This is a genomic window from Kitasatospora sp. NPDC089797 (genome assembly GCF_040684795.1).
GTDB lineage: Bacteria > Actinomycetota > Actinomycetes > Streptomycetales > Streptomycetaceae > Kitasatospora.
The window spans coordinates 46,921-72,872 of record NZ_JBFBGS010000026.1; the positions used below are offsets into that span (position 1 = coordinate 46,921).

A 25,952-nucleotide genomic window follows, 5' to 3' on the forward strand; every position below is an offset into this window, starting at 1 on the left:
GCCGAACATCGCGTGCCAGCGGCTACGTCAATGCTGCGTCCCGCAGCCGCCGCGTGATCGCCATGAGTCCACAAAACCCTTAATGATCACGCAGCGGCCATTGCCCCCACCCAGCTTCAATACAAGATCATGAGACCATTCTGGAGTGCTGGAGCGATAGATGATTTGACATCAGAAATTTTCCGGTTCATCTGACGACCCACCAGTCAAGGCGCTTGCATGTCAGGACTGCCGGGCCGACCAGCCTCGATGCCCTTCATTGCCAGGAGATCCGTTACGAGATCGTCACCCGGAATGGTCAAGACCGCCCATCTGCAAGTGAGAGATTGTCATTCGGCTTTTTAAGCCTTTTTAAATCAATGGGAATCTCTTGAGAGAGTCTTGATGTCACGATGGTCTCTGGCCTCGTCCGCGTTCGGCGGCGGGGCCTTCTCCATGCGTCGGGTGCGCCCTGTGGCGGCGCTCCTGACGCTCGGCCTGCTGGTGCAGGCCGGGGTAGCGGTGGACGCGCTCACGGCCGCCCCTGCGGTCGCCGCGCCCGCATCGCCGCCCGTCCCCCCGGCTTCTCCGGTTGACGAAGCGGCCGATGAGGCGTCAGCACTGCTGTCTGCCCGGCTACACAAGCGTCGTGTCGAGGTCACCGGCGCACGAACGGAGTTCACCACGCTGTGGGCGAACCCCGATGGCACCCTGACCTCCGACCGGTCCACCGGACCGATCCGGATGAAGGTCGGCGACGCCTGGGTGCCCGTCGACACCACGCTGGTGCAGACGCCGGACGGCAAGGTCGCGCCGAAGGCGCACCCGGGCGGGGTCGTCTTCGAGGGCGGCGACGCCGGGGTGACGGTGGGCGACAGCCTGCCGGGTGCCGTACCGAGCACTGCTCCCACGACCGCTCCCACGACGACTCCCAGTGCGGCGCCGACGGCACCCGCCGCCACGCCGTCAGCGAGCAGCTCCGCCTCGGCGGCTGCCTCGCCGTCGGCTGCTCCGTCGCCGTCGGCTGCTTCCTCGGCCTCCGCCCCGGCGTCCCCGTCGGCGTCCCCGTCGGCATCCGCCTCGGGTTCGTCCGCGGCCGAGCCGTCCCGGGCCTCCCGCAACGGCGCCCGCGCCGCCGCGGCCCCGGCCGCCGAGCCGAAGCCGGCCGACCAGCAGCCCACGGCCCCCAAGCAGGCCGACGCCAAGCCCGCCGAGCGCGAGCTGGTCAAGATCGGCTCCGGTGAGCAGCAGGTCAAGTTCGGCTGGCTGGGCAAGCTGCCCAAGCCCAAGCTGGACGGCAACAAGGCCACCTACGTCGACGCCCGCCCCGGTGTCGACCTGGTCCTGGAGGCCACCCGGACCGGCTTCGAGCAGTTCCTGATCGTCAAGGACCGTGCCGCCGTCGCCCAGACCGGCACCGTGACGATCCCGCTCGACACCACCGGCCTCACCGTCGCCCCACAGCAGGACGGTTCGATCCAGCTGCTCGACAAGGCCGACGGCAGGACCGTCGTCCGGATCCCGGCCCCCGTGATGTGGGACGCCGCCGTCGACCAGGCCTCGCAGGAGCACCTGAACCGCGGCGCGGTGACGATGCAGCTGCGCGGCCAGGGCGCCGACACCGAGCTGGTGTTCACCCCGGACGCGGCCTTCCTCGCGGACAGGAAGACCCAGTTCCCGGTCACCATCGACCCGGTGGTGGACGTCGGCACGCTCTTCGACACCTACGTCCAGACCAACGAGAACATCGACGCCTCCGCGTCGACGGACCTCAAGCTGGGCAGCTACGACGGCAAGGTCGTGGCCCGGTCGTTCCTGACCATCCCGGGCGGCCCGTTCAACGGCAAGCAGATCCTGAACGCCACGCTCCACCTCGCCAACTACCACTCCGCCTCCTGCACCCCGAAGCAGTGGGAGGTCTGGAACGCGGGCGGCGCCGCCTGGTGGACCCGCTGGGGCAACCAGCCCGCGCTGGAGCGCAAGTGGGCCACCTCGAACGACACTTGGGACGTGGCGGGCGACGGTGACAGCCACGACTGCTACGCCCCGGACGGCTCGTTCTGGGCCAACGCCGACGTCACCGAGATGATCCGGAACTTCGCCGGGTACGGCTACAACGACTACGCCTTCGCCCTGAAGGCCGCCGACGAGTCCAGCAGCCTGTCCTGGAAGCGGTTCAGCTCCGCCGAGGGCTACTGGCCGCCGTTCATCTCGATCACCTACAACACCGTCCCGGCCACCCCGGCGACCGTCGAGGTGCTCCCCTCCCAGCAGGGCAACCCGCGCTACACCTCGGACGCCAACCCGCGGTTCCAGGTGCAGGCAGCCGACCCCGACGGTGACCCGCTCAAGGTCTACCTGGACCTGTGGCGCGGCGGCACCTTCCTCGGCACCGTCGTCCGGGACACCCCGAACGGCGCGATCGCGACCGTCCGCCCCTCCGACTACGGCATCGCCAAGCTCGACGAGGGCGTGCAGTACTCGATCTGGGCCATGCTCGACGACGGCAAGTCCCGGTCCGGATGGGTCGGCACCAACGTCATCGCCGACACCGTCAAGCCCGGTACGCCGTTCGTCAGTTCGGCCGACTACCCGGCGGACGGCCTGTGGCACGGCACCGCCAACCAGGCGGGCTCGTTCACCTTCTCGCCCGCCCCGGGCACCGACGACACCGCGGCCTACGTCTACACCCTGGACGGCGGCACCCCGGTGACGGTCGCCGCGACCGGCGCCCTGACCACGTCGATCACGCCGACCACCGAGGGCCGCCGGGTCCTGTCGGTGCAGTCCAAGGACCGTGCGGGGAACCTGTCCCCGCCCGCGACGTACACCTTCCACGTCGGCCAGGCGGGCATCAGCTCGCCCGTCAACGGCACCCAGAGCGCCAAGCGCGTCAAGCTCTCGGTCGACGCGCAGACCCAGTTCAAGCGGGTGGTCTACCAGTACCGCCGCGGCCCCGGCGCCACGGAGTACACCGTCCCGCGCGCCAACCTCACCAAGGCGGACAACAGCCCGGTCACCGAGGACAAGCCGCGCCTCGCGGACCTCGGCCCGCACGCCAACTGGAACGTGCTGGACACCCTCGGCCAGGTCGGCGGCGTCGTCCAGGTCCGCGCCGTGCTGTTCCCCGAGGACGGCTCCGGCAACGGCTACACCACCGTCTGGAACACCATGACGGTCGACCGCAACGCCGACGGCGCCGCGAGCACAGGCATCGGCCCCGGCTCGGTCAATCTGCTCACCGGTGACTACTCCACCGACGTCACCGACGCCGACGAGTTCGGCATGTCGGTCAAGCGCACCACCTCCTCGCGCGACCTCGCCCGCGGCTGGCAGCCCCAGGGCGAGCGGCTCACCGTCAACCAGCACCAGATCGGCACCGACACCGCGGGCTTCACCCCCGGTCAGGCCGACATCTCGCGCTCCACCGCCCGCGGCCACGACAGCTCCACCGATTCGCTACTGGTCACGCCGAAGGGTGGCGACTCCTACGTCGCTGTGGGTCCCGAGTACACCTTCGGCTTGGGAATGAAGCCGGGCCGCACCTACCGGATGACCGGCTGGATCTACGTTCCCGGCGCCACCGGCCTGAACCCGGACCTCGAGCGCTACGGCCTGCGGCTGGTCGGTGTCTCCACTGTCCCGTCCGCTCCGAACGGCTACGTCCACGTCTTCTCGCCGAAGGCCTCCTACACGGACGCCTGGCAGCAGCTGACGGTGGACATGGAGGTGCCGAAGGACGCCACACAGGCGTGGTTCCGCATGTACAACGGCTTCTCCGCAGCGGGCAAGGAGGTCTTCTTCGACGACCTGTCCGTGAAGGAGATCGTCGCCCCCTTCGGCCCCCAATGGGCCGGCGGTCCCGACGCTGGACCTGACGCAGATTTCCGCGCGCTGTCGTTCCCGCAGTCCGACCTGGTCGAGATCAAGGGCAACGACGAATCTTCTCTTACCTTCGCCAAGGGCGCGGACGGCAGTTTCTTCCCGGAACCCGGCGCCGAGTCGATGGCGCTGAAGGCAGTGCCAGCGAAGTCGGGTGCGATCGTCCTGTCCACCTCGGGCCAGTGCCTGGAGGCCCCGAGCGGCGCGGCTGGCAACGGCGCACGGCTCCAGCCCGCCCCGTGCACCGGCGCCGCCAACCAGCAGTGGACCCGCGGCGACGACCTCACCCTGCGGCTGCTCGGCTACTGTCTGGACAACCCTGCCGGCTACACCGACAACGGCACCCCGCTCACCCTGTGGGGCTGCAACGGCGGCACCAACCAGCAGTGGGAGGCGCGCACCGATGGCATGGTGACGAACCGCTACTCGGGCAAGTGCCTGGACGCCGACAAGGGCGCCTCGATCTGGGTCTGCTGGGCAGGCCCCAACCAGATCTGGGACCTCCAGACCGCCGGCACCACCTACGAGCTGACCGCGCTCGACGGCTCCAGGACCGTCTTCGCCCGCCAGGCCGGTTCGAACATCTACCAGGTGGTCAGCGAGACCGGCCCGGACGCCGCGTCGACCACCCGCTACCAGTACGACACCACCGACGGCCGCTCACTGGTCAAGCGCGTCCTCCCGGCCGTCGAGCCGGGCGTGGACGACGCGAACGGTTGCACCGTCGACCCGCTGCCGCGCGGCTGCGAGGTGATGGAGTACGACTACGCCAAGGCAACCACCGCCACCGCCGCGACCCCGGGTGACTACCTGGACCGCGTCCGCGGGGTGAAGGTCTGGTCGTGGAACCCCGCCACCTCCAAGCAGGAGCCCGTCGAGGTCGCACACTACGCGTACGACGACAAGGGCCGCCTGTCGCAGGTGTGGGACCCACGCCTGGCCAACCCGCTGAAGACCGCCTATGCCTACGATGAGACTGGCCGGCTGACCCGGATCGGTAGCGCCGGCGAGCTGCCATGGAACTTCGACTACGGCAAGGCCGGTTCTGACCAGGACCCGGGCCGCCTTCTCAAGGTCCGCCGCGCCACGCTCGCACCCGGCAGCAAGGACCAGGTCAGCGGCGAGAACAGCACGAACGTGGTCTACGACGTGCCGATGACACGTGCCGCGGGCGGTCCGTACGACATGTCCGGAGCAGACGTAGCGAAGTGGGCGCAAACCGACGCGCCGACGGACGCCACCGCGGTCTTCGGCCCGGAGGACGTCCCCGCTGTCAACACTGCCACAGCCGCCAAGCCCGGCCCAGACGGCTACAAGCCGGCCACCGTCCACTATCTCAACGCCTCCGGCAACGAGGTCAACACCGCAACCCCGTCCATCACCCCCGGCGGTGACATCGACACCACGGAGTTCGACCGCTACGGCCACGTCGTTCGCACCCTGGAGGCCACCAACCGCTCTATCGCGCTCGGTGCCCACGCCGATGCAGATCGATTCGCTTCAGAGCTCAATCTGCCCACGGACTCCCCGTCCAGAGCCCGCGTCCTCGACACCCGCACGGTCTACACGGCCGACGGGCTTGACGTGACGGAGACGCTCGGCCCGGTCTACCGCGCCTCGCTCGCCGAGGAGGTCAAGGGCCAGACCACCCCGGTCGCCGTGACCTACGAGGCCGAGAAGCTGCCGCAGCTGGGCACCAACGCCAAGGTCCAGGTCGACAACGACTGCTGCGGCCTGACCTGGTCCGGCGGCGCTCACCTGAGCATCCGCGGCACGACGGTGGGCGCCTTCGACACCATGCGGTTCAGCGTCCCCGAGGAGGGCGACTACGTCCTCTCCGGCCAACTCACCAAGAACAGCGACCACGGCGTCATCCAGTGGGCGATCAACGGCCAGGACGTCGGCCAGCGGATCGACACCTACAGCGCCAACCCGGTGGTCGCCCCGTTCACCGTCGGCCAGTCGGTGCACCTGGCACGCGGCGACCACGAGCTCAAGCTCGCCCTGGTCGACACCAACACCGCCAGCGGCGGCGAACGCTTCCACACCGGCATCGACACCGTCACCCTGACGAAGGCGACCGTCAACCCGACCCTCCCGGCCGGCACCTCGGTCGTGGCCCGGGACCACAACACCAACACCTACGATGAAGGGAAGCCCGACGGCCAGGCCTACCACCTGGTCACCACCTCGACCGACGGTGCCCGCATCGACGGCTACGCCGACGACGTCGAGCTGCGCGTGACCAAGCGTGGCTACGACCCTGTGCTCGGCGGTACCTCCGGCTGGACCCTGAAGACGGCCACGTCGGTCACTACCGACGCCCTCGGCGTCAAACTCACGACCACCGTCAAGTACGACGCTCTAGGTCATGCCCTGGAGTCCCGCAAGCCGGGATCCAACGGCGCCGACGCTGGCACCGTCAAGTCCGTCTTCTACACGGCCGGGGCCAACCCAGGTGACGCCCTGTGCGCCAACCGTCCGGAGTGGGCAGGCCTGCCCTGCGTCACGATGCCGGGCGGCGCGGTCACTGGCGCGGACTCGACCCGGATGCCGACGACGCTCCCGGTGAAGCGAGTCACCCGCTACTCGGCGTTCAACGACCCGGAGGAGGTCACCGAGACCAACGCGGGTAAGTCCCGCAAGACCGTCACCACCTACGACGCCGCAGACCGGATCACCTCCACCGAGATCACCTCAGACGAGGGCAAGCCGCTGCCGCAGGTCACCACCGAGTACGACCCGGCGACCGGTGAGAGCGTCAAGACCAGTGCGGGCAGCAAGTCGCTCACCCGCGTGCTCGACGTGCTCGGCCGCCTGATCTCGTACACGGACGCCGACGGTGGCACTACCACCACGGAGTTCGACCGGTACGGCAAGCCGGTGAAGGTGAGCGACCCGACCGGGTCCACCACTTACGGGTACGACCGCGTCAAGGAGCCGCGCGGACTGGTCACCTCCGTCAGCGACAGCGTGGCTGGCGAGTTCACCGCGAAATACGGCCCGGACGGTCAGCTCATCGAGCAGTCCTACCCGGGCGGGATCGTCCGCAGGGACAGCTTCAACGCCGTCGGCGAGGCCACCAGCCGCAGCTACACCCGCAGTTCCGACAACACGGTGATCTGGGCCCAGACCACCGATATATCCACCCAGGGCCAGGTGGCCAAGGACACCAGCTCCACCGCCACCCGCTCGTACCAGTACGACCGGCTCGGCCGGCTGGTGAAGGCCGAGCAGACCACGGTCAACGCCGGCTGTATCACTCGGCAGTACGCCTTCGACGCCCACTCCAACCGCCTCTCCAAGCAGACCTCCCGGAGCGGCGCGGACGGCAAGTGCAGCACCGCCGGGGCCACGGCCGAGAATCACACCTACGACAGCGCCGACCGCCTTACTGACGCCGGCTTCGTGTACGACGCCTTCGGGCGCACGGTCAAGACCGCCACCGGCGCGACCAACACGTACTGGGCGAACGACAAGGTCGCCGCCCAGGAGAAGGGGGACACCAAGCAGGAGTGGGCCGTCGACGCCGCCCACCGCCTGACCGCGTTCACCACCAGCAAGAAGCAGGCCGACGGCAGCTGGGCCAACGCGACGTCGAAGCTCAATCACTACGGCGACGATTCCGACATAGTCCGCTGGACAATCGAAGACACTACCCAGGGCAACCTGACTCGCAACATCTCGGGCCCGGATGCCGGCCTAGCCGCCACCACCAGCAAGACCGGTGACGTCCAGCTCCAGCTGACCAACCTGTTCGGCTCGGTGGTCATCACCACCGACACTGCGCTCAATAAGCCGGTCGTGCTGGACTTCGACGAGTTCGGCATCCCCCAAGACGGCCAGGCGAACGTCCGCTTCGGCTGGCTCGGTGGCAAGGAGCGCTCCGCGGAGGCACAGGACGGCGACATCCTCATGGGTGCCCGCCTCTACAGCCCCACACTCGGCCGCTTCCTCCAAGTGGACCCGGTCCCGGGCGGCAATGCCGGCCCGTACGACTACTGCACCGGCGACCCCGTCAACTGCACCGACCTCGACGGCAACTGGGGCATGCCCAAGTGGCTCAAGAAGACAGTCGAGGTCGTCGCCAAGGTCGCTGAAGTCGCCTCCTACATCCCCGGGCCCATCGGCACTGTCGCGGCCGCCGTCTCCTCAGTCTCCTACGCGGCCACCGGCAACTGGGAGAAGGCCGCAGAGATGGCCGTCACTGCGGTCGCTGCGACCGTCGGTGCCGGTCCCGTCGTCAGGGCTGCGGCGACAGCCGCGAAGTCCACACGGGCCGCGTCCCGGGTGGACCGGGCGGCCTCGGTCTCGCGAAAGATCTTCCGCCGAACGGGCTGCAACTCGTTCGAACCAGAAACGCCGGTCCTGATGGCCGACGGCACGTATCTGCCGATCAGTGAGATCCAGGTCGGCGACTACGTTGCGGCGGCAGATCCGGAAACTGGTGAAACTAAGTCTCAGCCAGTCCTCGCGGTCCACACGAGCTTTGCTCCGAAGCACATCGTCGAAATCGGTACGGACACCGATTCTGATTCGCCGGGAATCCGGGCCACGTCCTACCACCCGGTCTACGTCAATGGTCGCGGATGGGTGAACGCCGAAGACGTTAAGGTCGGCGACCAGCTGCAGGGGCCCAACGGCACGCTCAGCACGGTCGCCTGGATTCACGACGAAGGTGTACTCGACGAGCAGATCGTTTACAACCTGAATGTCGGCAATGCCCACACGTACTTCGTGGCCACCGGGTCCGACGATGTTCTGGTCCACAACACGAGCGACAGCTGTCCAATCGTTCGCGTTCAGCCGACCTCTCGTTCAGGCTTGGCCGGGCCGGGGCCGCATGCCCGCTTCGGTGTGGTGTGGCCCAAGGGCATGTCGCGTTCGTTCGACTCGATCCACGCGAAGATCGACATGATCGGCCGGAAGTACGGTTGCCATGCGTGCGGCTCAAAGACCAAGCTCACCTCGAAGGGAAGGTTCATTCCCGATCACTTTCCCGCAGTCTCCGTGAACAAGCGCGCGGGAGGAAACCTCCCCACCCTCCTACTCCCGCACTGCACGGTATGCTCAAGGAAGCAGGCGGCATTTATGTCGAAAGTGTCCAATGTAATCAGAAAGCGGCAGAAAGGCCGCTGATGAGATCAGGCGATTCAATTGAAGGGAATCAAGTGAAGCTCTTCATCCGAGCTCTCATCGTCGGCGAGATCGACGAGGACCAGGTGCCTCAGATTACGGCTGATGCCCTGGGTGCCTTCAACCACAACCCGTTCATCGTTTTCGCTGACGGCTGGGAAATCGAGATCGGTACGACGGCCGACCTCAAGGGCGATGCCACCTGGCAGCCGGGCATCGAGCGTTCGACTTACTACCTGGATTGCTCCCCCGACGATGAGCAATCCTGGCAGGAGATCCACACGGCGCTGGACAATCTCCGTCAAGGATTCGAAGCGGTCGGAACCCGGCTTGCCTGGCAGCTCGTCGACCAGCTGACCGAGTAGGCAGATACGGCCAAGAAAGGCGGCACTACCCTTTTGGGTGGTGCCGCCTTTCGCTTGCGACCGAAGGGGAGAAGAGCAAGCTCAAGCAACTGGCCGGGGCCCGCAACCAGCTCCAGCGCTACGGTCGACCCCACGACCCCAAGGTCAACCGGCACCAGATCGACGCCAGCACGCCCCGCCGAACCCACTCGGCGGGGCGTAGTTGTATCTGAGGCGCCAGCGCCACGGCACCACGCAGATCAAGGACGCCTTCCCTGTGGCCGGGTCACCGGTCCCGATAGAGGTCTTCGTCCGGCTCCCAGAGCGAGTAGAAGTCCTCCGGTGGATCGTCGAGGACGATTTCGTCGTTGAAGTCTCCCAGCTCCGAGAGCTCGTCCTCGACCTCTAGGCCGCATGCAGAGCAGTCGAAAATGTAGGGCGTGAAGATCACGGTGCCCTCCTGCCCGTCCTCAGGGTGGAGGTCGCCGACGAGCCAGCCGTCCGAGCCACAGGCAGGGCAAGGCCTGGGCAGGCTGTGCTGCATAGCAAGGGTGCCGAGTTGCCGTGTGATCGTCGTGAGGAGGACCTCCCGTTCCATCGGTTCCAAGTGGCCGTATCGCTGCTCGAAGACGGCTCGTGCCCTGGCGAGCTTGCCTTCCAGGCGGATGCGGGTAGCCCGGACTCGCTCCTCGATCAGCTTGTCGTGCAGGGACAGGTAACTGCCCCAATAGGTGTTCGGATCTATCTTCAGTTCGGTGAGCAACGGATCGATCAGCCGAAGGCAGGTGGTGAAGACCGTCTGGACCTCGGCGGACTCATGGACGCCGCTGTGAGCGACGCCGTTGCGCGCGTTCGCAACTGGTTCGAGAGCCTGCTTGCTGACAGGCATCTGATTGCGAAGGATCTTGTGCACTCGGGTATGAGCTTCGACCAGCCCGATGGTCTTCGCCCGGCTCGCGGGGATGGACGTGTGCGCGCCGTGGCCGGTGGCGTGCAGGAGCGAGTCGAAGTCCCGCGCCTCGACGATCAGGGCCGGGTGCAGCGACGAGAGGTAAGCCTTGAGAAGGTGCTCGGCGGCGATCCCGGCATGGTGGACTGCGAAGTCGTATGACTCCGGTCCCTGCGCGAAGGCCGTCAATGCAGCGGCCATCCACCGCTGAGATGAGGTCTGAAGCTGTTCGGAGTGCATGGGCTGGACCCTAAGGCTGTTCGACAGGTGAGGGGCCTGATTTTGTGCCCTCATCCCTGTGGGCACGACCGCTCGGCAAGCTCGCCCCGGAACCAGTGGAGTGGTGCCCGAACTGCGGCGCCCATGCCCTTGTTCGGGGCGTGGTCACCACCGCCGCTCACGACGCCTTTCAAGGGCAAGGTGGCGGTCCAGTACCACACCGCCCGCTTCCGGCTCGTGTCCCAACGCGCCAAGGTGTTGAACGTGCCGCCCCCGGCCTTACGAAGGCCAGGCACGTCCGCCTCGGATACGCCTGTCAATGCTCCCGCTGCACCAGCGGTCCCCATCTGCGCGGTGGGTCATAGTCCGATGCCGCGCATGGGGTTGTCCCTCCAGCGGTCGACCGCGCGCACGTACTCGTGTACCTGAGGGCTCATCGGTGACCAGCGGCCGTGCTCGGCGATGAACGCCACCGGCGTGCCGGCCTTCGCTGCCTCGGTCGGGCCACCGGCCCGCAACCCGTGAGCCGTGAAGGTGTCCGCCCGGGGAAGGCCGGCCGCGCACGCCAGGCAGCGGACCCGCTCGTTCACTGCAGCCCCGCTCATCCGGCCGTCCTGGAGCCGGCCCCAGCGGTTGATCCGGCGCAGAAGGGGGCCATCGACGGAGCCGTGCTCGGCGAGAGCGTCCAGCCAGGCCCGGGTGACGCGTACGGGGTCCGTGTCCGGGTGGGAGCCGCGGGGGATGGTCACCTCGGCGCCCACAGCGTCCTTGTCCGTCTTGGACTTGCGGATGAGGACGACCAGGCCGTCCTCGGTGAACGTCACATCCGCGATGTCCAGGGCTGCGAGTTCGGATCGGCGGGCCATCATCGCGAAGCCGAGCACCAGCAGCACCCGGTCGCGAAGCCCCGTCAGTGTGCTGAGGTCGGTGGCGTCGATCATCGCGCGCAACGGGTCGAGCGTGATCGGTGGCGCCTTGCGCTTCCGCTTGCCGGCCGTGGCCCGGTCTTGGCGGTGCGCCTTAAGTACAGCCAGGGCGGCGCTGGTGTCAGGCAAGCCTGGGTGCCCGCTGTGGCGGTGGACAGTGCGGATCGCGGCGATGCCCTGCTCGATGGTCGAAGGCGCCCGATCGAGGTCGGCGAGATGGCCTACGTACTCGGCCAGCGTCTCGGCGGTCGCGGGCAGCACGGTGCGGCCGACCGAGGAGCACCACCCCACGAAGGCCTCCCATTGGCGCCCGTAAGCGGCGCGGGTGTTCTCGGGTACGGACTGCTCGATGCGGTCACGGGTTGACTCAGAGATCTGGTTGTCCAGGTGAGCCGGGAGGTTCGTGGCGGCCGGGACGAGTTCGCTGGACATGCTTAGCCTCACTGCCCTGACCCTCCATAACCTGACTTATGGAGGGTCAGAACGCTTCCCTAGGAGAACAGATTGGATGGGTCGTTCCGCATTCTGGAGGCGGTCCGCCACGGGTGGTCCAGGCCGGCATCGCCAACCGCGGCGCCCATCAGGAGAGCCCGCTCACCCTCGGCGAGCGAAAGCGCGTCGGCGAGCCTGACCGCGGCGTCCGCGACGGACAGCGCAGTCCGCTCTCCAGGTTCACCAGGTAGCCCGGGGACAGCCGGACCAGGCGGCCGAGCTCGCGCAGGCCCAGCCCGGCACGCTGCCGGGCCGCCCGCAGCACCCTGCCGAGCTCGGGCGGTGGCACCCGGCGCTCTCGCAGGCCCCGCGCCGGCACGTCACCGCCCGACAAGACCATCGCCCCCGAACAGCCGACCGCATGTTTGCCAACCAGCGCCGGGCCAACCGGGCGCCTCCGCGTGGAGCCGGTCCACGCGGAGGCGGTGCGCGATCGTCTCTCTCACTCGTCCTCCGCGACGGCATGGGCCTGGCACAGCTGGTACCGCAGCAGTTCGAGTTCGGCGAGGACGTTGGACAGGGAGGACGCCAGGGTGGTGACCGTCGCCCCCTCGCCGTCGCCGTCCTGGTAGAGCAGGGACTCGCTGAGCGTCACGAGGTCGTCCGGGTGGAGGTAGGTCCTGCCGGCCTCCGTGTCGGCCCGGTGCCGCAGCTGGGTCTCCTCCTCGTGGATCCGCCGGAAGTAGGCGCTGAAGAGGCTGTCGAGGGCGTAGGCCCGCTGGACGGGGGTGAGCTGTTGCCAGGCCCAACGCCCGTACTCGCGGACATCGGTGGACTCCCCGACGTGCCGGGCTGCCTGCCGGGCCTCGTTGAAGGCGGCGTGAAAGGCCAGGCCTTCGTGCTGGATCTCGGGGACGATGCCGTCGAAGGTCTCCCAGGGCCCGGTCATCGGCCGGCCTCCGCGAGCGCGACGCGGACCAGACGCGGGGCCGCTATGCGGGGCGTCTGGACGACGTAGGTGATGCCGCACGGGCCGCGGCGGACGCCCAGGCCCAGGTGCCGGTGCAGCTCGCTGCACTTCGGGCACCTCACGATCGCCTGGAGGTGGCCGGTGGTGGCGAGGCGTCTGGCGCGCACGTGCGGGACAGGGTTGGTCTCGGAGGTGTAGTTCATGGTGCTGCTCCTTGCTGGGTTGGCCGGGCCCGGCCGGATGCCGGACCCTGGAGGGTGCCGGGAGCGGGCTCACTGCGGATGGGCCCGAGCCCGGCAAGTCGTTGGATCAGGCCGCTGCGATGCAGGGGCCTCCGCCGTCGGACCAGGCGACGAACTCCGGCTTCAGCCAGGCACCGCCGTCTGGAGTAGCGGCCGTGACCGTGATGCCGCCCGGCCGGAGCACGTAGATCCACTCGTCCCACAGCGGGTCCGCGGTCACCTCCGTCACGAGGCCCTCGGGCTCACTGCGGTCGCCGTGGCAGTAGCAGCGGAAGCCGCGGTCGCCCCGCGGCGGGCACGGGTTGATCCACCCGCAGTCGGCGGTGGGGTCGGTGCCGATCTGGGACCAGCCGGCGGGGTGTTGATCGATGAGGAAGTCGAGCATCGCGTCGAGGTCGTGCCGGTAGGCGCGGTGGTACAGGTGCAGGAGTTGGGGGATGCGGTCGGCGGGGTGGCCGTCGTTGGTGACGTACCGGCCGTGGAAGCCGGTGTGGGTGGGGCGGGCGATGATCGACGGGTGATTGGGCATGGCTGTGTTCCTTGGGTCTGAGGCAGTTAAGCTGGTGTCGGCTGGTCATGACGCTCGGGCCTGGGGCCGACAGTCACGACCGTGGGGTGGTCGTGGCGTTCGGCCGTCAACGCGGACGACGGGTTGCGAGGGGCAGCAGCCGACGTGAACGGTGATGCCTTGGTCAGCCAGGAAGGGCGTCGGCGGTTCATCCGCTTGGGGCGTTCGTGAGCTTCCTGGGCCGTGTGCCGGGTTCGTCTCGCGCTGTGCCGGGCAACCCGGCACAGCAAAGTGGCTGTTGAGAGGCCTGGGGAAGGTAGGTGTGCCGGGTGTGCCGGGTGACTTGGCATTGCAGCTCTATTTGCGCGCTACTCTCTGGGACCTCTCACGCGCGAAGCTTTTTGAGAAAACCCGGCACACCCGGCACAGCCCGGATCACCTGCAGAAATAGGCCTATCCGTACCCGGCACACACCCGGCACAGTGCCCGGCACACCCGGCTCACGGACTGTCCTCCCGGTCCTGAGCCGTCATGAGCCTGAGACCGACGTACATCGGCACTTGGAGCCCGCCGACGCGCTTCCTGGACCGCCGTAGACCAGGGATGGCCGCCAGCAGATTGCGGCCGAACGTCTCCTTCGTGCCCTTGCGGTCACGGCCGGAGAGGTCGCACCAGTCCTTCCACGCCTCGAACAGCATCTCCGTGGACACCTGCTCGTCCGGCGCGACCACGCACCGTTCCCCGAGGAATGCCTTGATCGGCGAGACGCTGGCAGCCAGCATGGCGACGGCCTCCGCCGACGACTCCGGTTCCAGGAACCTGCCTCGCTCGGCGAGCCGGGCAAGCCCGTCCAAGGCCCAGTTGAGGATGCCGGGCAGTTCCTTCTTCAGGTCGCGATCGAGGGTGGTGTCCTCACGTCCCAGGAACGAGTTGGTCATCGTCAGGATGATCAGACGGGACGCGATGGCCCCAGAGGCGTCCGCGAACGCGGGCAGCTCGTTGCTCAGCAGCATGAAGCGGGCTGGGATGCGGCCAGACCACGGGTCCTTGTGCTTGCGGTCGACGGTGATGGTGTCTTCGCCGCTGATGGCCAGCAGACGTTCGACTACGGTTTCAGCGCCCTGCCGTGGGAGCCGGCCGTCGGCGACGATCGCGAGGGACTTCCCGATGATGTCCGAGAGACCGAAGTTGGTAGTCAGGCTGGACATCGTCGGGCCAGCCATGTTGGCCTTCCCGACCAGATCGGTGATGGTCCGGGCGATCGTGCCCTTCCCGGACCTGGGCGGGCCAATGATCAGCAGGATCTTCTGCAGGTCGGTGCGCCCGGAGATCACGTACCCGAAGAACTCCTGGAGCGCCCCAACGGCGCCCGGATCATCTGGCCACAGTTCGGCGAGGAATCCGAGCCACCTGGCCGGAGCGGGCGCGTTGCGGTCGTAGTCGAAGGGGACGGAGACGCGGTTGAAGTAGGCCGGGGTGAGTTGATGGAGCTGCCGGCTACGGATGTCCAGCAGACCGTTTCGCGCAGCGATGACCTGGACGTGATCGCCTTCGGGCTCGGGAGCCGCGAGCCAGGTCGGGACCTCGATGTCGGACGGCAGGTGGGTGATCGCGGCGATGGCCTCGATGAGGTTGCTCACCTTGCCCCGGGTCGGGGCCCAGGGCATCACCTTGACCTTGCCGTCCTTGTCCGCCCCCTCGAATGTTGCGTGCTCCAGGCGTGGATACAGCTCTGCCCGTACGGCGGCGTCGTCCAGTTCAACCCAGTGCGGACCCGCCCATCGCATCCACGTTCCACGCCAGTTCCGCAGGACCAGGAAGCCGTGGCGTCGCCATTCCGGCTCAAGCTGTCGGGCCACAGCCATCGGGTTCGCGGGGCTGGGCAGCTCCAGCGGGCGCTCGACGGCGTCGGCGTCTTCCGCGTACGGGCCGCCGTACAGGGTGTCGTCCCAGTCCTCGTCCACGGGGCCGGCGGGGGCGGGAACCGACATGAGGCCGCGGACCATGGGGTCGACCGAGGAACTGTCGAAGGAGGTCACGCCGCAGCTCCCTGCACGTCGGCGCGGTCGACCTGCTGGCCGTTGACCATGTGACGGTGCCAGCCCGGCTGGCCGGGGATCGCTACGGGCGGCCAGGCCACCGACGCGGCGGGCTCACGGGCCGGAGCGAACCTCCGCGCCCGGTCCCCCTCCTCGACGCCGGGCACCTTCGCCAAGGACTTGGCCCAGCCAGCGATGAGGCCCCAGTCGGCAGCCTGCTCGGCGGCGAGCTGTGCGTAAACCTCCGCGGCGATCTCGTCCCGCACCCCCTGACCGAGCTCGACATCGGCCTTCGCCTCGCAGATGACCCGCTCCGGCAGCTCTGCGCAGTGCTCCCGCCATGCGGCAGCCGCGCGGATCAGGGCTGCCGCGCGTCGCGGGTCGTCGAGCGGGAGCTGCAACCACTCCTGGGAACCGTAGGTGATCTCGGCGTGCCGTCCGTCGACCTCCAGGGCGGCAAGCTGTCCACGCTCCCATGCCTGCACCGCGGCGCGAACCTTCCGGTCCTCCCGAACGGCGTCCTCCGACCGGCGGGTCAGCTGCGCCTCGTTCTGGATTGTCAGCATGCCTTCCTCCCCGCGACGTCGTCGACGAGAGCGGTGAGTGCCCGGTGGAGACGGAGACCAGCGGCGCGGGTACTGCGCTTGCTGGGCTGTTCGGCGAGAACGTCGCCAGCTGCTGCAAGAAAGGCGTGGAACTTCACCCCGGAGCTCCGGCGGTCGGCATCCAAGGGTTCGTCCTGGTGGCTGGCCGCTTCTGCCCTCGGGCTGCCGGGAATGGTGTGCACGGGGTCTCCGGGCTGTGGGAGTAAGTGGGTAGGGAGGGCGAGGGCGCGCCCCGGCGAATGGCGGGGCAAGCAGCCCCGGGACCTGCTTGGCGGGATGCACCTGGGCTTCGTCATGTCCGTGTTGGGCTTGGTGCCCCCGCAGGCACGTCGGTGAGCACCGGCGTCCGGGCCGGGGTCGTTTCCGGTGCTAGGCGGCGTCGCGGCTACCCGTCGACTGCGGCGCCAGCAGGATTCGCAGTTGGGCGACCTGTGCTGGCGTAAGCAGCGGAGCCTCGTCAACCTTCGCCTTGATGCGCCGCCAGTAGGCGGCCCGGGCGTGATCCCCGCGGGCTTCGGCTTCCTGGGCCTTCATCTCGGCGTACATCACGCCACTGCCCTGCGCCGTCGCCGCATGAAGGCCTCGATATCTCTGAGGCTGTAGCGGACGCGAGCAGCCGGCCCGTCACCGAGCTTCGTGAAGGGCAGCCCGTTTTCGAGCGCCCTCCAGTTGGCCAACGTCTGTGGCGCCACCTTGAGAATCAGGCTCGCCTCGCGAGGCGTTAGCCAGATTTCGAGATCACTAGCATCACTCTGATGCATGAGCACTCCAAGACAAGTAGCAGAATGACTACTTTGGCGAATGAGTTCGCCATTGCATGGAGCATAGATCGGTAGCTTGCAGGATGTCTACCCTGTGGAGGAGAATCCCCATCATGGCTTCCAACGCAGTGATCAGTGGCCCGACCGCAGGCCGGGTAGCGGAGAACGTGGAGCGGATTCGCAAGGCACGCCAGCTGCATCAAAAAGACCTGTCAGCCCGGCTCCGGGAAGTTGGCCGGCCCATGCTCCCTACCGTGGTCAGCAAGATTGAGCGCGGCGAACGGCGCGTGGACGTTGACGACTTGGTTGCACTGGCCCTTGCGCTGAACGTGAGCCCGACGACGCTGCTGCTGCCGCCGACATCGAGCGACACCCCGGTCGCTTTGACCGAGTGCGTCAGTGTCGCCAGCCGCACCGCATGGCAGTGGGCCGAGGGCCAGCGCACCGCGATGGAATTGGAACGGGCCGATGGCGTCGATCTGGCCGGACCTGGAGCGGACCCGGCAATCTCTCAGGACGCATACGAGCGCGAGCAAGAGTTCGCGCGTCAGCAGGCCGCTTACCGGGCTCTCGCCCAGCCGGAAGAGCGGCGAAGGGCCGAGGACCACTCGGCGATCAGAATGATCCGCAACCTTGAGGACGTAGTCACCGACCTGGTGGCACCAGCACCCGACATGGACCGTGCCGGGCTCGCCGCCCTGGGGCGGATGGCACATCGGCGCCACACCCAGCTGGGGATCGAGCTGGACGGGATCGTCGAGAATCTCCCACCTGTCCATCCGGGCGCCCCCGTGCGCGACATGACTTCCGGGAGTTAAACCACGCGCGCTAGAGATCGTCTTCAAAGGTCAGATCCAGAGCAGGATCGAGGCGACGGTGACGGCTGCCTGGTAGGACTCGCGGGTCTTGTCATACCTGGTGGCCAGGCCGCGCCATTGCTTCAACCGGTTGAAGCAGCGTTCGACGACGTTGCGGAGCCGGTGGACACGGCGGTCGAAGCCGGGTGGGCGGCCGCCGCGCGAGCCTCGGTTCAGGCGTCCGAGCGTCTGGTCGACGCGTTCGGGGATGGTGTGGGGGATGCCGCGCCGCCGTAGGTAGGCGCGGATCTTCCGGGAGCTGTAGCCCTAATAGGCATCAAGGCCGGAGCTTCCCGACCTTGGCAGGGACCGGGCGAGACGTCTGATCTGTAAGCCGTGCTTCGAGCGCTTCGACAAGAGCGACGCGTGCGCGGCCCCTGCCACTCGGGGCCGGGCCGCCGTAGCGTGCCGTGGTTCGAGCCGTTCCCAGGGCCACCTCTTGATCAGCCGGAGCCGTGGAACTCTTCACGAGAGCGAGGACCCTGAGATCAGCTGGGGCCACGGACGGCTGATGGGGTGGTGCGCCGGCGAGCGCTTCTATTAGGTCGCCGAGTGGTCCTACCGCGGCTCGACGCCGACGGACACCGGAGCATCGAAAAGAGGCGCGCATGCACGTGACCTGCGGGATCGACTGGGCCGAGGACCATCATGATGTGGCGGTGGTCGACTCTGAGACCCGCCTGCTCGGCAAGCTGCGGATCAGTGACGACGCGGCGGGCTTCCAGGACCTGCTGCGGTTGCTCGCCGAGCACGGCGACACGCCCGACGACCCGATCCCGGTCGCGATCGAGACCTCTCGCGGGCTCCTGGTGGCCTGCCTGCGAGCCTCCGGACGCCGTGTCTTCGCGATCAACCCGATGGCCGTGGCCCGTTACCGCGACCGCCACGCCGTCTCCCGCAAGAAGTCCGACCACCAGGACGCCGTCGTCCTGGCGAACATCCTGCGGACCGACGCCGAGCTCCACCGCTCCCTGCCCAGTGACTCCGACCTGGTCAAGGCGATCGCCGTCCTCGCCAGGGCTCAGCAGGACGCGGTCTGGGACCGCACCCGGGCCCACAACCGCCTGCGCTCGCACCTGCGCGAGTACTACCCGGCGATCCTGGAGGCGTTCACGGGCAAGCGCGAGCGGCTGCTGGCACGGGAGGCCCGCGCGGTCCTGTCGATCGCGCCCACCCAGGCAGAGGCCGCCACACTCACCCGCGGCAAACTCAAGGCCGCCGTCACCAGGGCCGGCCGCCAGCGCCGGATAGACGCCGAGACCGACCGCCTGCTCGAGGTGTTCCACCGGACCTGGCTCCGCCAGCCGGCGCTGGTGGAAACGGCGATGGGCCGCCAGACACTGGCCCTGCTCGCCCAACTCGAAGCGGCCTGCCAGGCCTGCGACGACCTGGCTGCCGCAACCGAGGAACTCTTCCTCCAGCATCCCGACGCGGAGATCATCACGAGCTTCCCGGGCCTGGCCGTACTCACCGGCGCCCGGATACTCGCCGAAATAGGCGACGACCGCACCCGGTTCGACACCGCCCGCGATCTGAAGGCCTACGCCGGAAGCGCCCCCGTGACGAGGGAATCCGGCAAGAGCCGGCGCGTCAGCCACCGACGGATCAAGAACAGCCGCCTGGCCGCGACCGGCAGGCACTGGGCCTTCGCCGCACTCACCGCCTCACCCGGCGCCCACAACCACTACAACCGCCGACGAGAGACCGGCGACCGCTACCACGCGGCCCTCCGCCACCTCTTCAACCGCATGATCGGCCAGCTCCACCACTGCCTCACCAGCCGCCAGAAGTTCGACGAGGAGATCGCGTTCGCCCCACCGAAAACGCCGCCACTCGCCGCAGCCGCTTGACCCGATAACTGCATGGGGTGTCTTGTCGGCGATGAGGTGGTCGGGCCGGGTGCGCGCTCGCCCCGGCCCGACCCTGGGGGCCCGGATCGCTTCCAGCACGGCTTCGAGGCGGGTGCAGTCGTTGGTGTTGCCGCCCGTCAGGACGAAGCCGAGCGGGCGGCCCCGGCCGTCGCAGGCCAGGTGGAGCTTGGTGCTCAGTCCTCCGCGGGAGCGGCCGAGGGCGTGATCACCCGCTTCGTCCCGGTCGGCTGCCCCCTTTTGCCCCCGGTGGCGTGCTGGTGGGCCCGCACGATCGTGGAGTCGACCGACACCAGCCAGTCGATGTCCCCGGCCGCGTCCTTCTCCGCCTGGATCGCCTGGAGCATCCGGGAGAACGTGCCGTCCAGCGCCCACCGGCGGAACCGCGTGTACAGCGTCTGCCAGGAGCCGTAGCGCTCCGGCACGTCCCGCCAGGACGTACCGGTCCGCAGCTTCCACACGATCCCGTTCAACACCAGCCGGTCGTCCGAACGCGGACGACCGGCCACCCCCGAAGCCGGCAGGAACCGCGACAGCACCGCCCACTCGGCATCCGACAACTCATGACGACGCACCATGACCGCCATGATCCCTCAACACTTGATCAGCTTTGAAGACGACTCCTAGGCCAGGCATCCGCGTTAGCCCGACGCCGAACCATCTACCGCCGCCCTTGCCAGGCCCGCGCCAGGTCTACGAGCACACCGGTTCCCATTGCCCCCACCGGGGCCCCGCTTGAACACCCCCATCGAATGCTTCGCCTTTCGCTCCAAAGCCGCTCGCCTGGAAGCGCGAGAGGCTCGCGCCTGCCGTCCTCGGCCGAGTTACCGAACCGGATCACGGACGCCACCTCGGCAAGCCGGATTGATACGAAGCTCGGCCACCTGACCGCGGAAAGGGACCAGGCCGTCCTCGCCGGAGTCCCCAATAAGCCTTCAGCGGGCGCTGCACACGGCCAAAGCCTGCGGAGAGGTAGTCGACCGCACGGGCCAGGCAGGCTCAGCCCTCGGGGTAGTCACCAACCAACTCGCTACGATCGCCCACATCGCCCCGCTTCACAGTTGGCACGATGCCGATCAGGTGTTGGGGACCGCGGCTTGGAGCGGGTGTGCGCCGCCGGCGCTGAGGCTCGGTTGCTGGCCCGACTGCACTCCCGAGACCTCGAAGCACGCTCTCGACCTTCCCCGGCTCCAGCCGCATGGAAAGATCATCCCGTGGCGGAACGATGGCCAGGCGGCCGAAAGGACTCTGGGTGGGGATGATCAAAAAGCTACGGCACACCACGGCGGTATGCGTTCTACTGGCCTGCTCGGCAGGGTGTACGGGCCTGCTGAACGACACGCACAAACCTGAGACCACGGCAGAAACGAGATGCGCTGGCCCTTCCATGTACCCCAGCAGGACTGCCGTTCCGGCGAGCACTCTGCTGGCGCATCCCGAAATGGTTGAGCAGTTCAAGGATACGGTCCGCTCCCATGGATCTGCGGCTGAGCAGTTCGCCACGCGGCACGTCGTCCAATGGCACGCCGCGGCCACCGGAGGGCGTCCGGGCCTCTTTCACGCAGCGATCGTGATAGGCACTGACCTACCGGGTTACAACATCGACTACGGTAACTCCGCCACAGGCGCCGGCAGCCAGATGGACGCCAATAATCAAGGAAAGCTCCAAGCAGAGCTGATCCTCGACGCCTTCGAGAAGTGGTGGGGCGGAAGCGATGAGCGGCAGGACCCTATGTACGCACGGATGGTGCAGGTAGTGGCGGCAGGCGACACGGTCATCCACGATGGCCGACACCTGAACCGCCAACTGTGCCCCGCGCAAGAGCCGGCCGGCCCCTGACAGCGGGAACATCAAGAAGCAAAAGTAACTGGACGTTCACACTGGCCAACCCCCGCTTCAGGGACACCTTTGCGTCGCTGATCATCAACGGGGACGCCGACATCCGGATCAGAACGACCAGCGGTCCGCTGTCGATCATCTCAGCAAACCGGGCGAGCGGCTGCAACCGAGGCGAGCTGATCGCACTAGAGATCGTCTTCAAAGGTCAGATCCAGAGCAGGATCGAGGCGACGGTGACGGCTGCCTGGTAGGACTCGCGGGTCTTGTCATACCTGGTGGCCAGGCCGCGCCATTGCTTCAACCGGTTGAAGCAGCGTTCGACGACGTTGCGGAGCCGGTAGACACGGCGGTCGAATCCGGGTGGGCGGCCCCGGCCGTCGCAGGCCAGGTGGAGCTTGGTGCTCAGTCCTCCGCGGGAGCGGCCGAGGGCGTGATCACCCGCTTCGTCCCGGTCGGCTGCCCCCTTTTGCCCCCGGTGGCGTGCTGGTGGGCCCGCACGATCGTGGAGTCGACCGACACCAGCCAGTCGATGTCCCCGGCCGCGTCCTTCTCCGCCTGGATCGCCTGGAGCATCCGGGAGAACGTGCCGTCCAGCGCCCACCGGCGGAACCGCGTGTACAGCGTCTGCCACGAGCCGTAGCGCTCCGGCACGTCCCGCCAGGACGTACCGGTCCGCAGCTTCCACACGATCCCGTTCAACACCAGCCGGTCGTCCGAACGCGGACGACCGGCCACCCCCGAAGCCGGCAGGAACCGCGACAGCACCGCCCACTCGGCATCCGACAACTCATGACGACGCACCATGACCGCCATGATCCCTCAACACTAGATCAGCTTTGAAGACGACTCCTAGCGCCCCGCACGAACCACAGCCCGTGCGGGGCGCCTTGCTCACGTTGTGTCGTTCAGCGTGGCTTCTTCCACTCGATGTCGATCGTGGAGTCATCGAAGTAACCTGTGCCACTGCCAGGTACGAATCCGGGCTGTCGGCCCCGCCGAGCCTTGTTGATGGTGACGGTCATGATCGCGTCGATGATCGAGCGCTTCTTGTCCAGGTGGTAGCCCTCCCACTGCTGGGCGATCTCCTCAGTGCCAAGCGGCAGCGACGCGAGCACCGAGCCGGATGTCTGGGCAACCATCTCCGCTGTGATCTTCTCCAGCCGCGCCCGGGTGAACGCGGTCGAGTCGAGCATCTGCTTGCGGGTGATCAGATCCTGGCCATAGTCGGCGGCAATGCTGTCGAGCTTGGCTCGCAGGGTATTGGCCAGGGCCGCCAGTTCCTGTCGCGACGGCCCTTCCGCGACGGGTGGCAGCAGCAGTTCGGCAGCGTCCGACCTTGAGAGGCGGTCCACTGCCAGGCCTTCGACGTAGGCGTCCAAGGCGTACGCGTCCCGGACGATGTGCTTGCCCGTCCGGCATCGGTAGGCCGGCCGATGAGTCTTCTCACCCTCTCCCGCCTTCGCCTTGCCGCCGACCCCGGTCGTGGACCCACGAGCGGTCTCGCCACAAACCCCGCACACGTACAAGCCGGAGCCGAGCCAGACTCGGGCGTTCGTGGTCGTGGTGCGTCGCTCGGGCGCCTCCAGGATCGCCTTGCATGCCCGCCACTTATCCTCGGGCACGATGGCTGGCCATCCAGCTTTGCCGATAATTTCGCCGTAGTGGTCGATCAGGCCAGCACTGCGGGGGCGCAAGAGGAGCTTACGAAGCTCGCTGGGCTGCCAGTCGCGGGATTCGGGCTCGCCCTTGCTGCCATCCTCCTGGCGGTACCTGCGGGCCACTGTGCGAACGCCCTGGGCCGCGAGGGTGCTACAGACCGACCGGAGCGACTCGCCAGCGATGATGGCGTCGGTCGCGGCCTCGACGTGCCAGGCCTCACTACCAGGAAGATTCGCAGCCTCGGCGCCACAGGCGCCGCATCGGCGATCGGCATCGAAGCCCTCGACGGCCGAGCACTCCGGGCAGATGAGCGACCGCAGGGTGACCCCGTTGCTCTCATAGCCGAACGGACGTGGACCGCCGCGGAACTCGCCCTGCGCGAGCGTCTCAGCTTTGCTGTCACGCACGCGCTCGGAGATCTCCTCGGACTCGCCTTGCGCATCGACGGCTGCCCTGCGCGCGTCCTTGCGACCCTCAGCCGTCGACAGGTTGAACCGCCCTTGCTTGATCGTCTCTACCTCGATGTTCTTCTGGACGATGAGGTCGAAGAAGTCGAAGGCATCCTTGATCTGCCGATACAGCCGCTTGGGTGACAGTGCGAGCACCGCATCCGCTTCACCCGATCGGAGCATCTGCAGCATCCGCTCGTACTCGGGCCTCGGCTTGCCGGAGTACGCCGAGAGGTCGTTCTCGACAAGAACGGCGACGATGTCCCAGCCGTTGCGCTCGGCTCGCCGGCGGCACTCTTTCTCCTGGCGGTCGACGCCTTCGCGCTTACCTTCCCGGTCGTCGCTGATCCGGCAGTAGATGACGACTCGGCGGCGCGCACCGCCTTCTGCTGCTCGTGTCTGCATGTCAGCAGGGTAGCGCTAAAAGAGTTTTTTGGAAGCCATTGACAGGTCGAAGCCGCTGCCGCTCTTGGGCACCGAGGCCGGGCTGAGCCCGACGGTCAGTTTGCGCTGCGGCCAGGCCTCACCGCTGTTGCAGACCGCGGCGCGGACCCGGTCACGGGCCTCGGTGAGTGCCTTGTCGGGCAGGCCGACCAGGGTGAACGCGGCCACCCCGGGCTCCAGATCGGCCTGGACCTCGACGATCACTCCGTCGACCCCGACCAGGGCGACGGAACAGGTGCGGGCGAAGGCCATCTCAGACCACCCCCCGCAGGTGGTCGACCAGGGCCGCACCCCGCGCCCGGTTGACCACGGCCACCAGGTCGATCCGCACCCCGCCCGGTGGGGCGGGCGGCCACTGCGGATCGGACGGCCCGGGGTCGTACCCGGGCCCGGCGAGTCGGGCGAAGTGCCCCGGCCAGCGTTCGGCCAGCCAGCGTTCCGCCAACCGGCGCAGCCGGGCGGCCTTGGCCCGGTCGATGGCCTCGCTGGGCTGTTGGAAACCCCGCTCGGAGCGGGTCTTCACCTCGCAGACGGCGACGGTGTCGCCGTCGAGGGCGACGATGTCCAGCTCGCCCTCGACGCAGCGCCAGTTGCGGTCCAGGATGCGCAGCCCCGCCTCCGCGAGGTGGCGGGCGGCGACCCGCTCGCCGTAGCGGCCGAGCCCGTTCCTGGTGGTGCGGTCCGGATCGGCCGGGCCGGCCGCCCCGGTTGCGGCCGCGTTCGGTACGGCCTGGTCCTGCACGACGGTGTTCTGCATGGTGACCACCTCCGCCGAGGAGGCTGCACCACCGTGCGCGGCGGGGCCGGGAATTTCCGCTTCCCTGTGGATAACCCGGGCCTGTGGACAACTCTTGTCACCCGCAGGAGTGAGAAGCCCCCGTCAGGCGAAATTCGGCTGGACAACGCGGGACGGAGTCGTCCAACGTCAGTTCCCGAAGCCGGACTCGTCCGAGGGCAGCTCCAGGTCGCTCTTCGCGAGTTCCTCGATGTTCACGTCCTTGAAGGTCAGCACCCGGACCTTGCGGACGAACCGGGCCGGCCGGTACATGTCCCAGACCCACGCATCCGCCATCGACACCTCGAAGAACACCTCGCCCTGGACCGAGTGCACCTGCAGCTCGTAGTCGTTGGTGAGGTAGAACCGTCGCTCGGTCTCGATCACGTACTTGAACAGGCCGACGACGTCCCGGTACTCCCGGTAGAGCTTGAGCTCCATCTCGGTCTCGTACTTCTCGAGATCTTCGGCACTCATCCAGGCGTCCCCTCAACTTGTCACGTCCACCCATTGTGGACCACCGCACCCACGCTCAGAGCCGTACCGGATCCACCGGCGGGCCCTCTGCCAGCAGCCGCCCCAGGAAGTCCGCCAGTCCGACCGGATAGACCGTCTCGGCGGTCCCCCGCAGTTCCTCGACCGTCCACCAGCGCGCCGCGAGCAGCTGGGCGTGCTCGTCCTCGCCCATGCCCGAGTGGTCCAGACCCGTCTCCGTGGTCCGGGCCAGGTGGAACCACTGTTCCTGCTCGTAGCGCTGTCCCCGAAAGGAGAACGACACCGTGCCGTACGCCACCAAGGGCCCCAGGTCCACACCCCGCAAGCCGGTCTCCTCCGCGAGCTCCCGCTCGGCGGCCCCGCGCACGTCCTCCCCCGGCTCCAAGCCGCCCCCGGGCGTGAACCACCACGTCCGGTCGGGCACCGCGGGGTCGGCGCCCAGGAAGAGGAGGATGCGGTCCAGCCCGTCCAGCAGCAGGATCCGCGCCGCCCTGCGACGCTGTGCTGTCATGGCAGCGCTCCACGCTCCTTCCGTTCGCATCGGTGGCGCTACCGATCCTGCCACCCGCCGCG

19 protein-coding genes and 4 pseudogenes are annotated in these 25,952 nt (G+C 68.0%); 5 read left to right on the forward strand and 18 right to left on the reverse strand.

Annotation, left to right across the window (positions count from 1 at the left end; translation table 11 throughout):
• The first annotated feature begins 723 nt into the window (after positions 1–723).
• Entirely contained in the window at positions 724–9,000 is an 8,277-nt protein-coding gene (locus AB0O91_RS21905) for a ricin-type beta-trefoil lectin domain protein (RefSeq protein ID WP_363435736.1), read from the forward strand.
• Between the two features lie 32 nt (positions 9,001–9,032).
• A complete protein-coding gene (locus tag AB0O91_RS21910) occupies positions 9,033–9,362 on the forward strand; it encodes a hypothetical protein (protein WP_363435738.1) in 330 nt (109 codons plus the stop codon).
• A gap of 265 nt (positions 9,363–9,627) precedes the next feature.
• On the opposite strand, the gene AB0O91_RS21915 is transcribed toward AB0O91_RS21910, so the two are convergent.
• The 10 genes from AB0O91_RS21915 to AB0O91_RS21960 form a co-directional block, all read right to left on the reverse strand.
• Entirely contained in the window at positions 9,628–10,530 is a 903-nt protein-coding gene (locus tag AB0O91_RS21915) for a hypothetical protein (RefSeq protein WP_363435740.1), read from the reverse strand.
• Between the two features lie 338 nt (positions 10,531–10,868).
• Entirely contained in the window at positions 10,869–11,867 is a 999-nt protein-coding gene (locus AB0O91_RS21920) for a tyrosine-type recombinase/integrase (protein WP_363435742.1), read from the reverse strand.
• 148 nt (positions 11,868–12,015) lie between these two features.
• Entirely contained in the window at positions 12,016–12,267 is a 252-nt protein-coding gene (locus AB0O91_RS21925) for a helix-turn-helix transcriptional regulator (RefSeq protein WP_363435744.1), read from the reverse strand.
• 102 nt (positions 12,268–12,369) lie between these two features.
• Positions 12,370–12,816 carry a hypothetical protein gene (locus AB0O91_RS21930; protein ID WP_363435746.1) on the reverse strand — a complete coding sequence of 149 codons (447 nt, stop codon included), beginning with the start codon at positions 12,814–12,816 and terminating at the stop codon, positions 12,370–12,372.
• A complete protein-coding gene (locus AB0O91_RS21935; protein WP_363435747.1) occupies positions 12,813–13,040 on the reverse strand; it encodes a hypothetical protein in 228 nt (75 codons plus the stop codon). Before AB0O91_RS21935 ends, AB0O91_RS21930 begins: the two co-directional genes overlap by 4 nt.
• Before the next feature lie 106 nt (positions 13,041–13,146).
• A complete protein-coding gene (locus AB0O91_RS21940; protein WP_363435748.1) occupies positions 13,147–13,608 on the reverse strand; it encodes a hypothetical protein in 462 nt (153 codons plus the stop codon).
• A 479-nt stretch (positions 13,609–14,087) separates the two neighbouring features.
• Positions 14,088–15,626 (reverse strand): phage/plasmid primase, P4 family, encoded by a 1,539-nt coding sequence (locus AB0O91_RS21945; RefSeq protein ID WP_363435749.1) that lies wholly within the window; start codon positions 15,624–15,626, stop codon positions 14,088–14,090.
• Entirely contained in the window at positions 15,623–16,192 is a 570-nt protein-coding gene (locus AB0O91_RS21950; protein WP_363435750.1) for a hypothetical protein, read from the reverse strand. The genes AB0O91_RS21945 and AB0O91_RS21950 overlap by 4 nt, the downstream gene beginning before the upstream one ends.
• Before the next feature lie 408 nt (positions 16,193–16,600).
• A complete protein-coding gene (locus AB0O91_RS21955; RefSeq protein ID WP_363435751.1) occupies positions 16,601–16,780 on the reverse strand; it encodes a hypothetical protein in 180 nt (59 codons plus the stop codon).
• Positions 16,777–16,992 carry a helix-turn-helix domain-containing protein gene (locus tag AB0O91_RS21960; RefSeq protein ID WP_363435752.1) on the reverse strand — a complete coding sequence of 72 codons (216 nt, stop codon included), beginning with the start codon at positions 16,990–16,992 and terminating at the stop codon, positions 16,777–16,779. Before AB0O91_RS21960 ends, AB0O91_RS21955 begins: the two co-directional genes overlap by 4 nt.
• A 113-nt stretch (positions 16,993–17,105) precedes the next feature.
• On the opposite strand from AB0O91_RS21960, the gene AB0O91_RS21965 reads away from it, so the two are divergent.
• Positions 17,106–17,810, forward strand: coding sequence for a helix-turn-helix transcriptional regulator (locus AB0O91_RS21965; protein ID WP_363435753.1), 705 nt, complete (start codon positions 17,106–17,108; stop codon positions 17,808–17,810).
• Positions 17,811–17,840: 30 nt separating this feature from the next.
• On the opposite strand, the pseudogene AB0O91_RS21970 reads toward AB0O91_RS21965, so the two are convergent.
• Positions 17,841–18,095: pseudogene (locus AB0O91_RS21970) on the reverse strand (transposase); the annotation flags it as partial.
• A 362-nt stretch (positions 18,096–18,457) separates the two neighbouring features.
• Between AB0O91_RS21970 and AB0O91_RS21975 the strand changes: the two are divergent.
• Positions 18,458–19,699 carry an IS110 family transposase gene (locus AB0O91_RS21975; protein ID WP_363435754.1) on the forward strand — a complete coding sequence of 414 codons (1,242 nt, stop codon included), beginning with the start codon at positions 18,458–18,460 and terminating at the stop codon, positions 19,697–19,699.
• A 21-nt stretch (positions 19,700–19,720) separates the two neighbouring features.
• On the opposite strand, the pseudogene AB0O91_RS21980 reads toward AB0O91_RS21975, so the two are convergent.
• Positions 19,721–20,304 (reverse strand): annotated as a pseudogene (locus AB0O91_RS21980) (IS5 family transposase); the annotation flags it as partial.
• A gap of 854 nt (positions 20,305–21,158) precedes the next feature.
• Between AB0O91_RS21980 and AB0O91_RS21985 the strand changes: the two are divergent.
• Positions 21,159–21,557, forward strand: a complete 399-nt coding sequence (locus AB0O91_RS21985; protein ID WP_363435755.1) for a hypothetical protein — start codon at positions 21,159–21,161, stop codon at positions 21,555–21,557.
• Between the two features lie 205 nt (positions 21,558–21,762).
• On the opposite strand, the pseudogene AB0O91_RS21990 reads toward AB0O91_RS21985, so the two are convergent.
• From AB0O91_RS21990 to AB0O91_RS22015, 6 genes and pseudogenes are all read right to left on the reverse strand, one after another.
• A pseudogene (locus tag AB0O91_RS21990) lies at positions 21,763–22,361 on the reverse strand (IS5 family transposase).
• A gap of 101 nt (positions 22,362–22,462) precedes the next feature.
• The gene (locus AB0O91_RS21995) at positions 22,463–24,070 is read right to left on the reverse strand and encodes a recombinase family protein (RefSeq protein WP_363435756.1); all 1,608 of its coding nucleotides are present in this window, start codon (positions 24,068–24,070) and stop codon (positions 22,463–22,465) included.
• Between the two features lie 33 nt (positions 24,071–24,103).
• Positions 24,104–24,361: pseudogene (locus AB0O91_RS22000) on the reverse strand (magnesium chelatase domain-containing protein); the annotation flags it as partial.
• 1 nt (position 24,362) lies between these two features.
• Entirely contained in the window at positions 24,363–24,866 is a 504-nt protein-coding gene (locus AB0O91_RS22005; RefSeq protein WP_363435757.1) for a YraN family protein, read from the reverse strand.
• 168 nt (positions 24,867–25,034) lie between these two features.
• Entirely contained in the window at positions 25,035–25,361 is a 327-nt protein-coding gene (locus tag AB0O91_RS22010; protein ID WP_030056781.1) for a DUF2469 domain-containing protein, read from the reverse strand.
• A gap of 55 nt (positions 25,362–25,416) precedes the next feature.
• Complete coding sequence (locus AB0O91_RS22015; protein ID WP_363435758.1) at positions 25,417–25,890, reverse strand: NUDIX domain-containing protein; 474 nt, start codon at positions 25,888–25,890, stop codon at positions 25,417–25,419.
• Positions 25,891–25,952 lie beyond the last annotated feature (62 nt).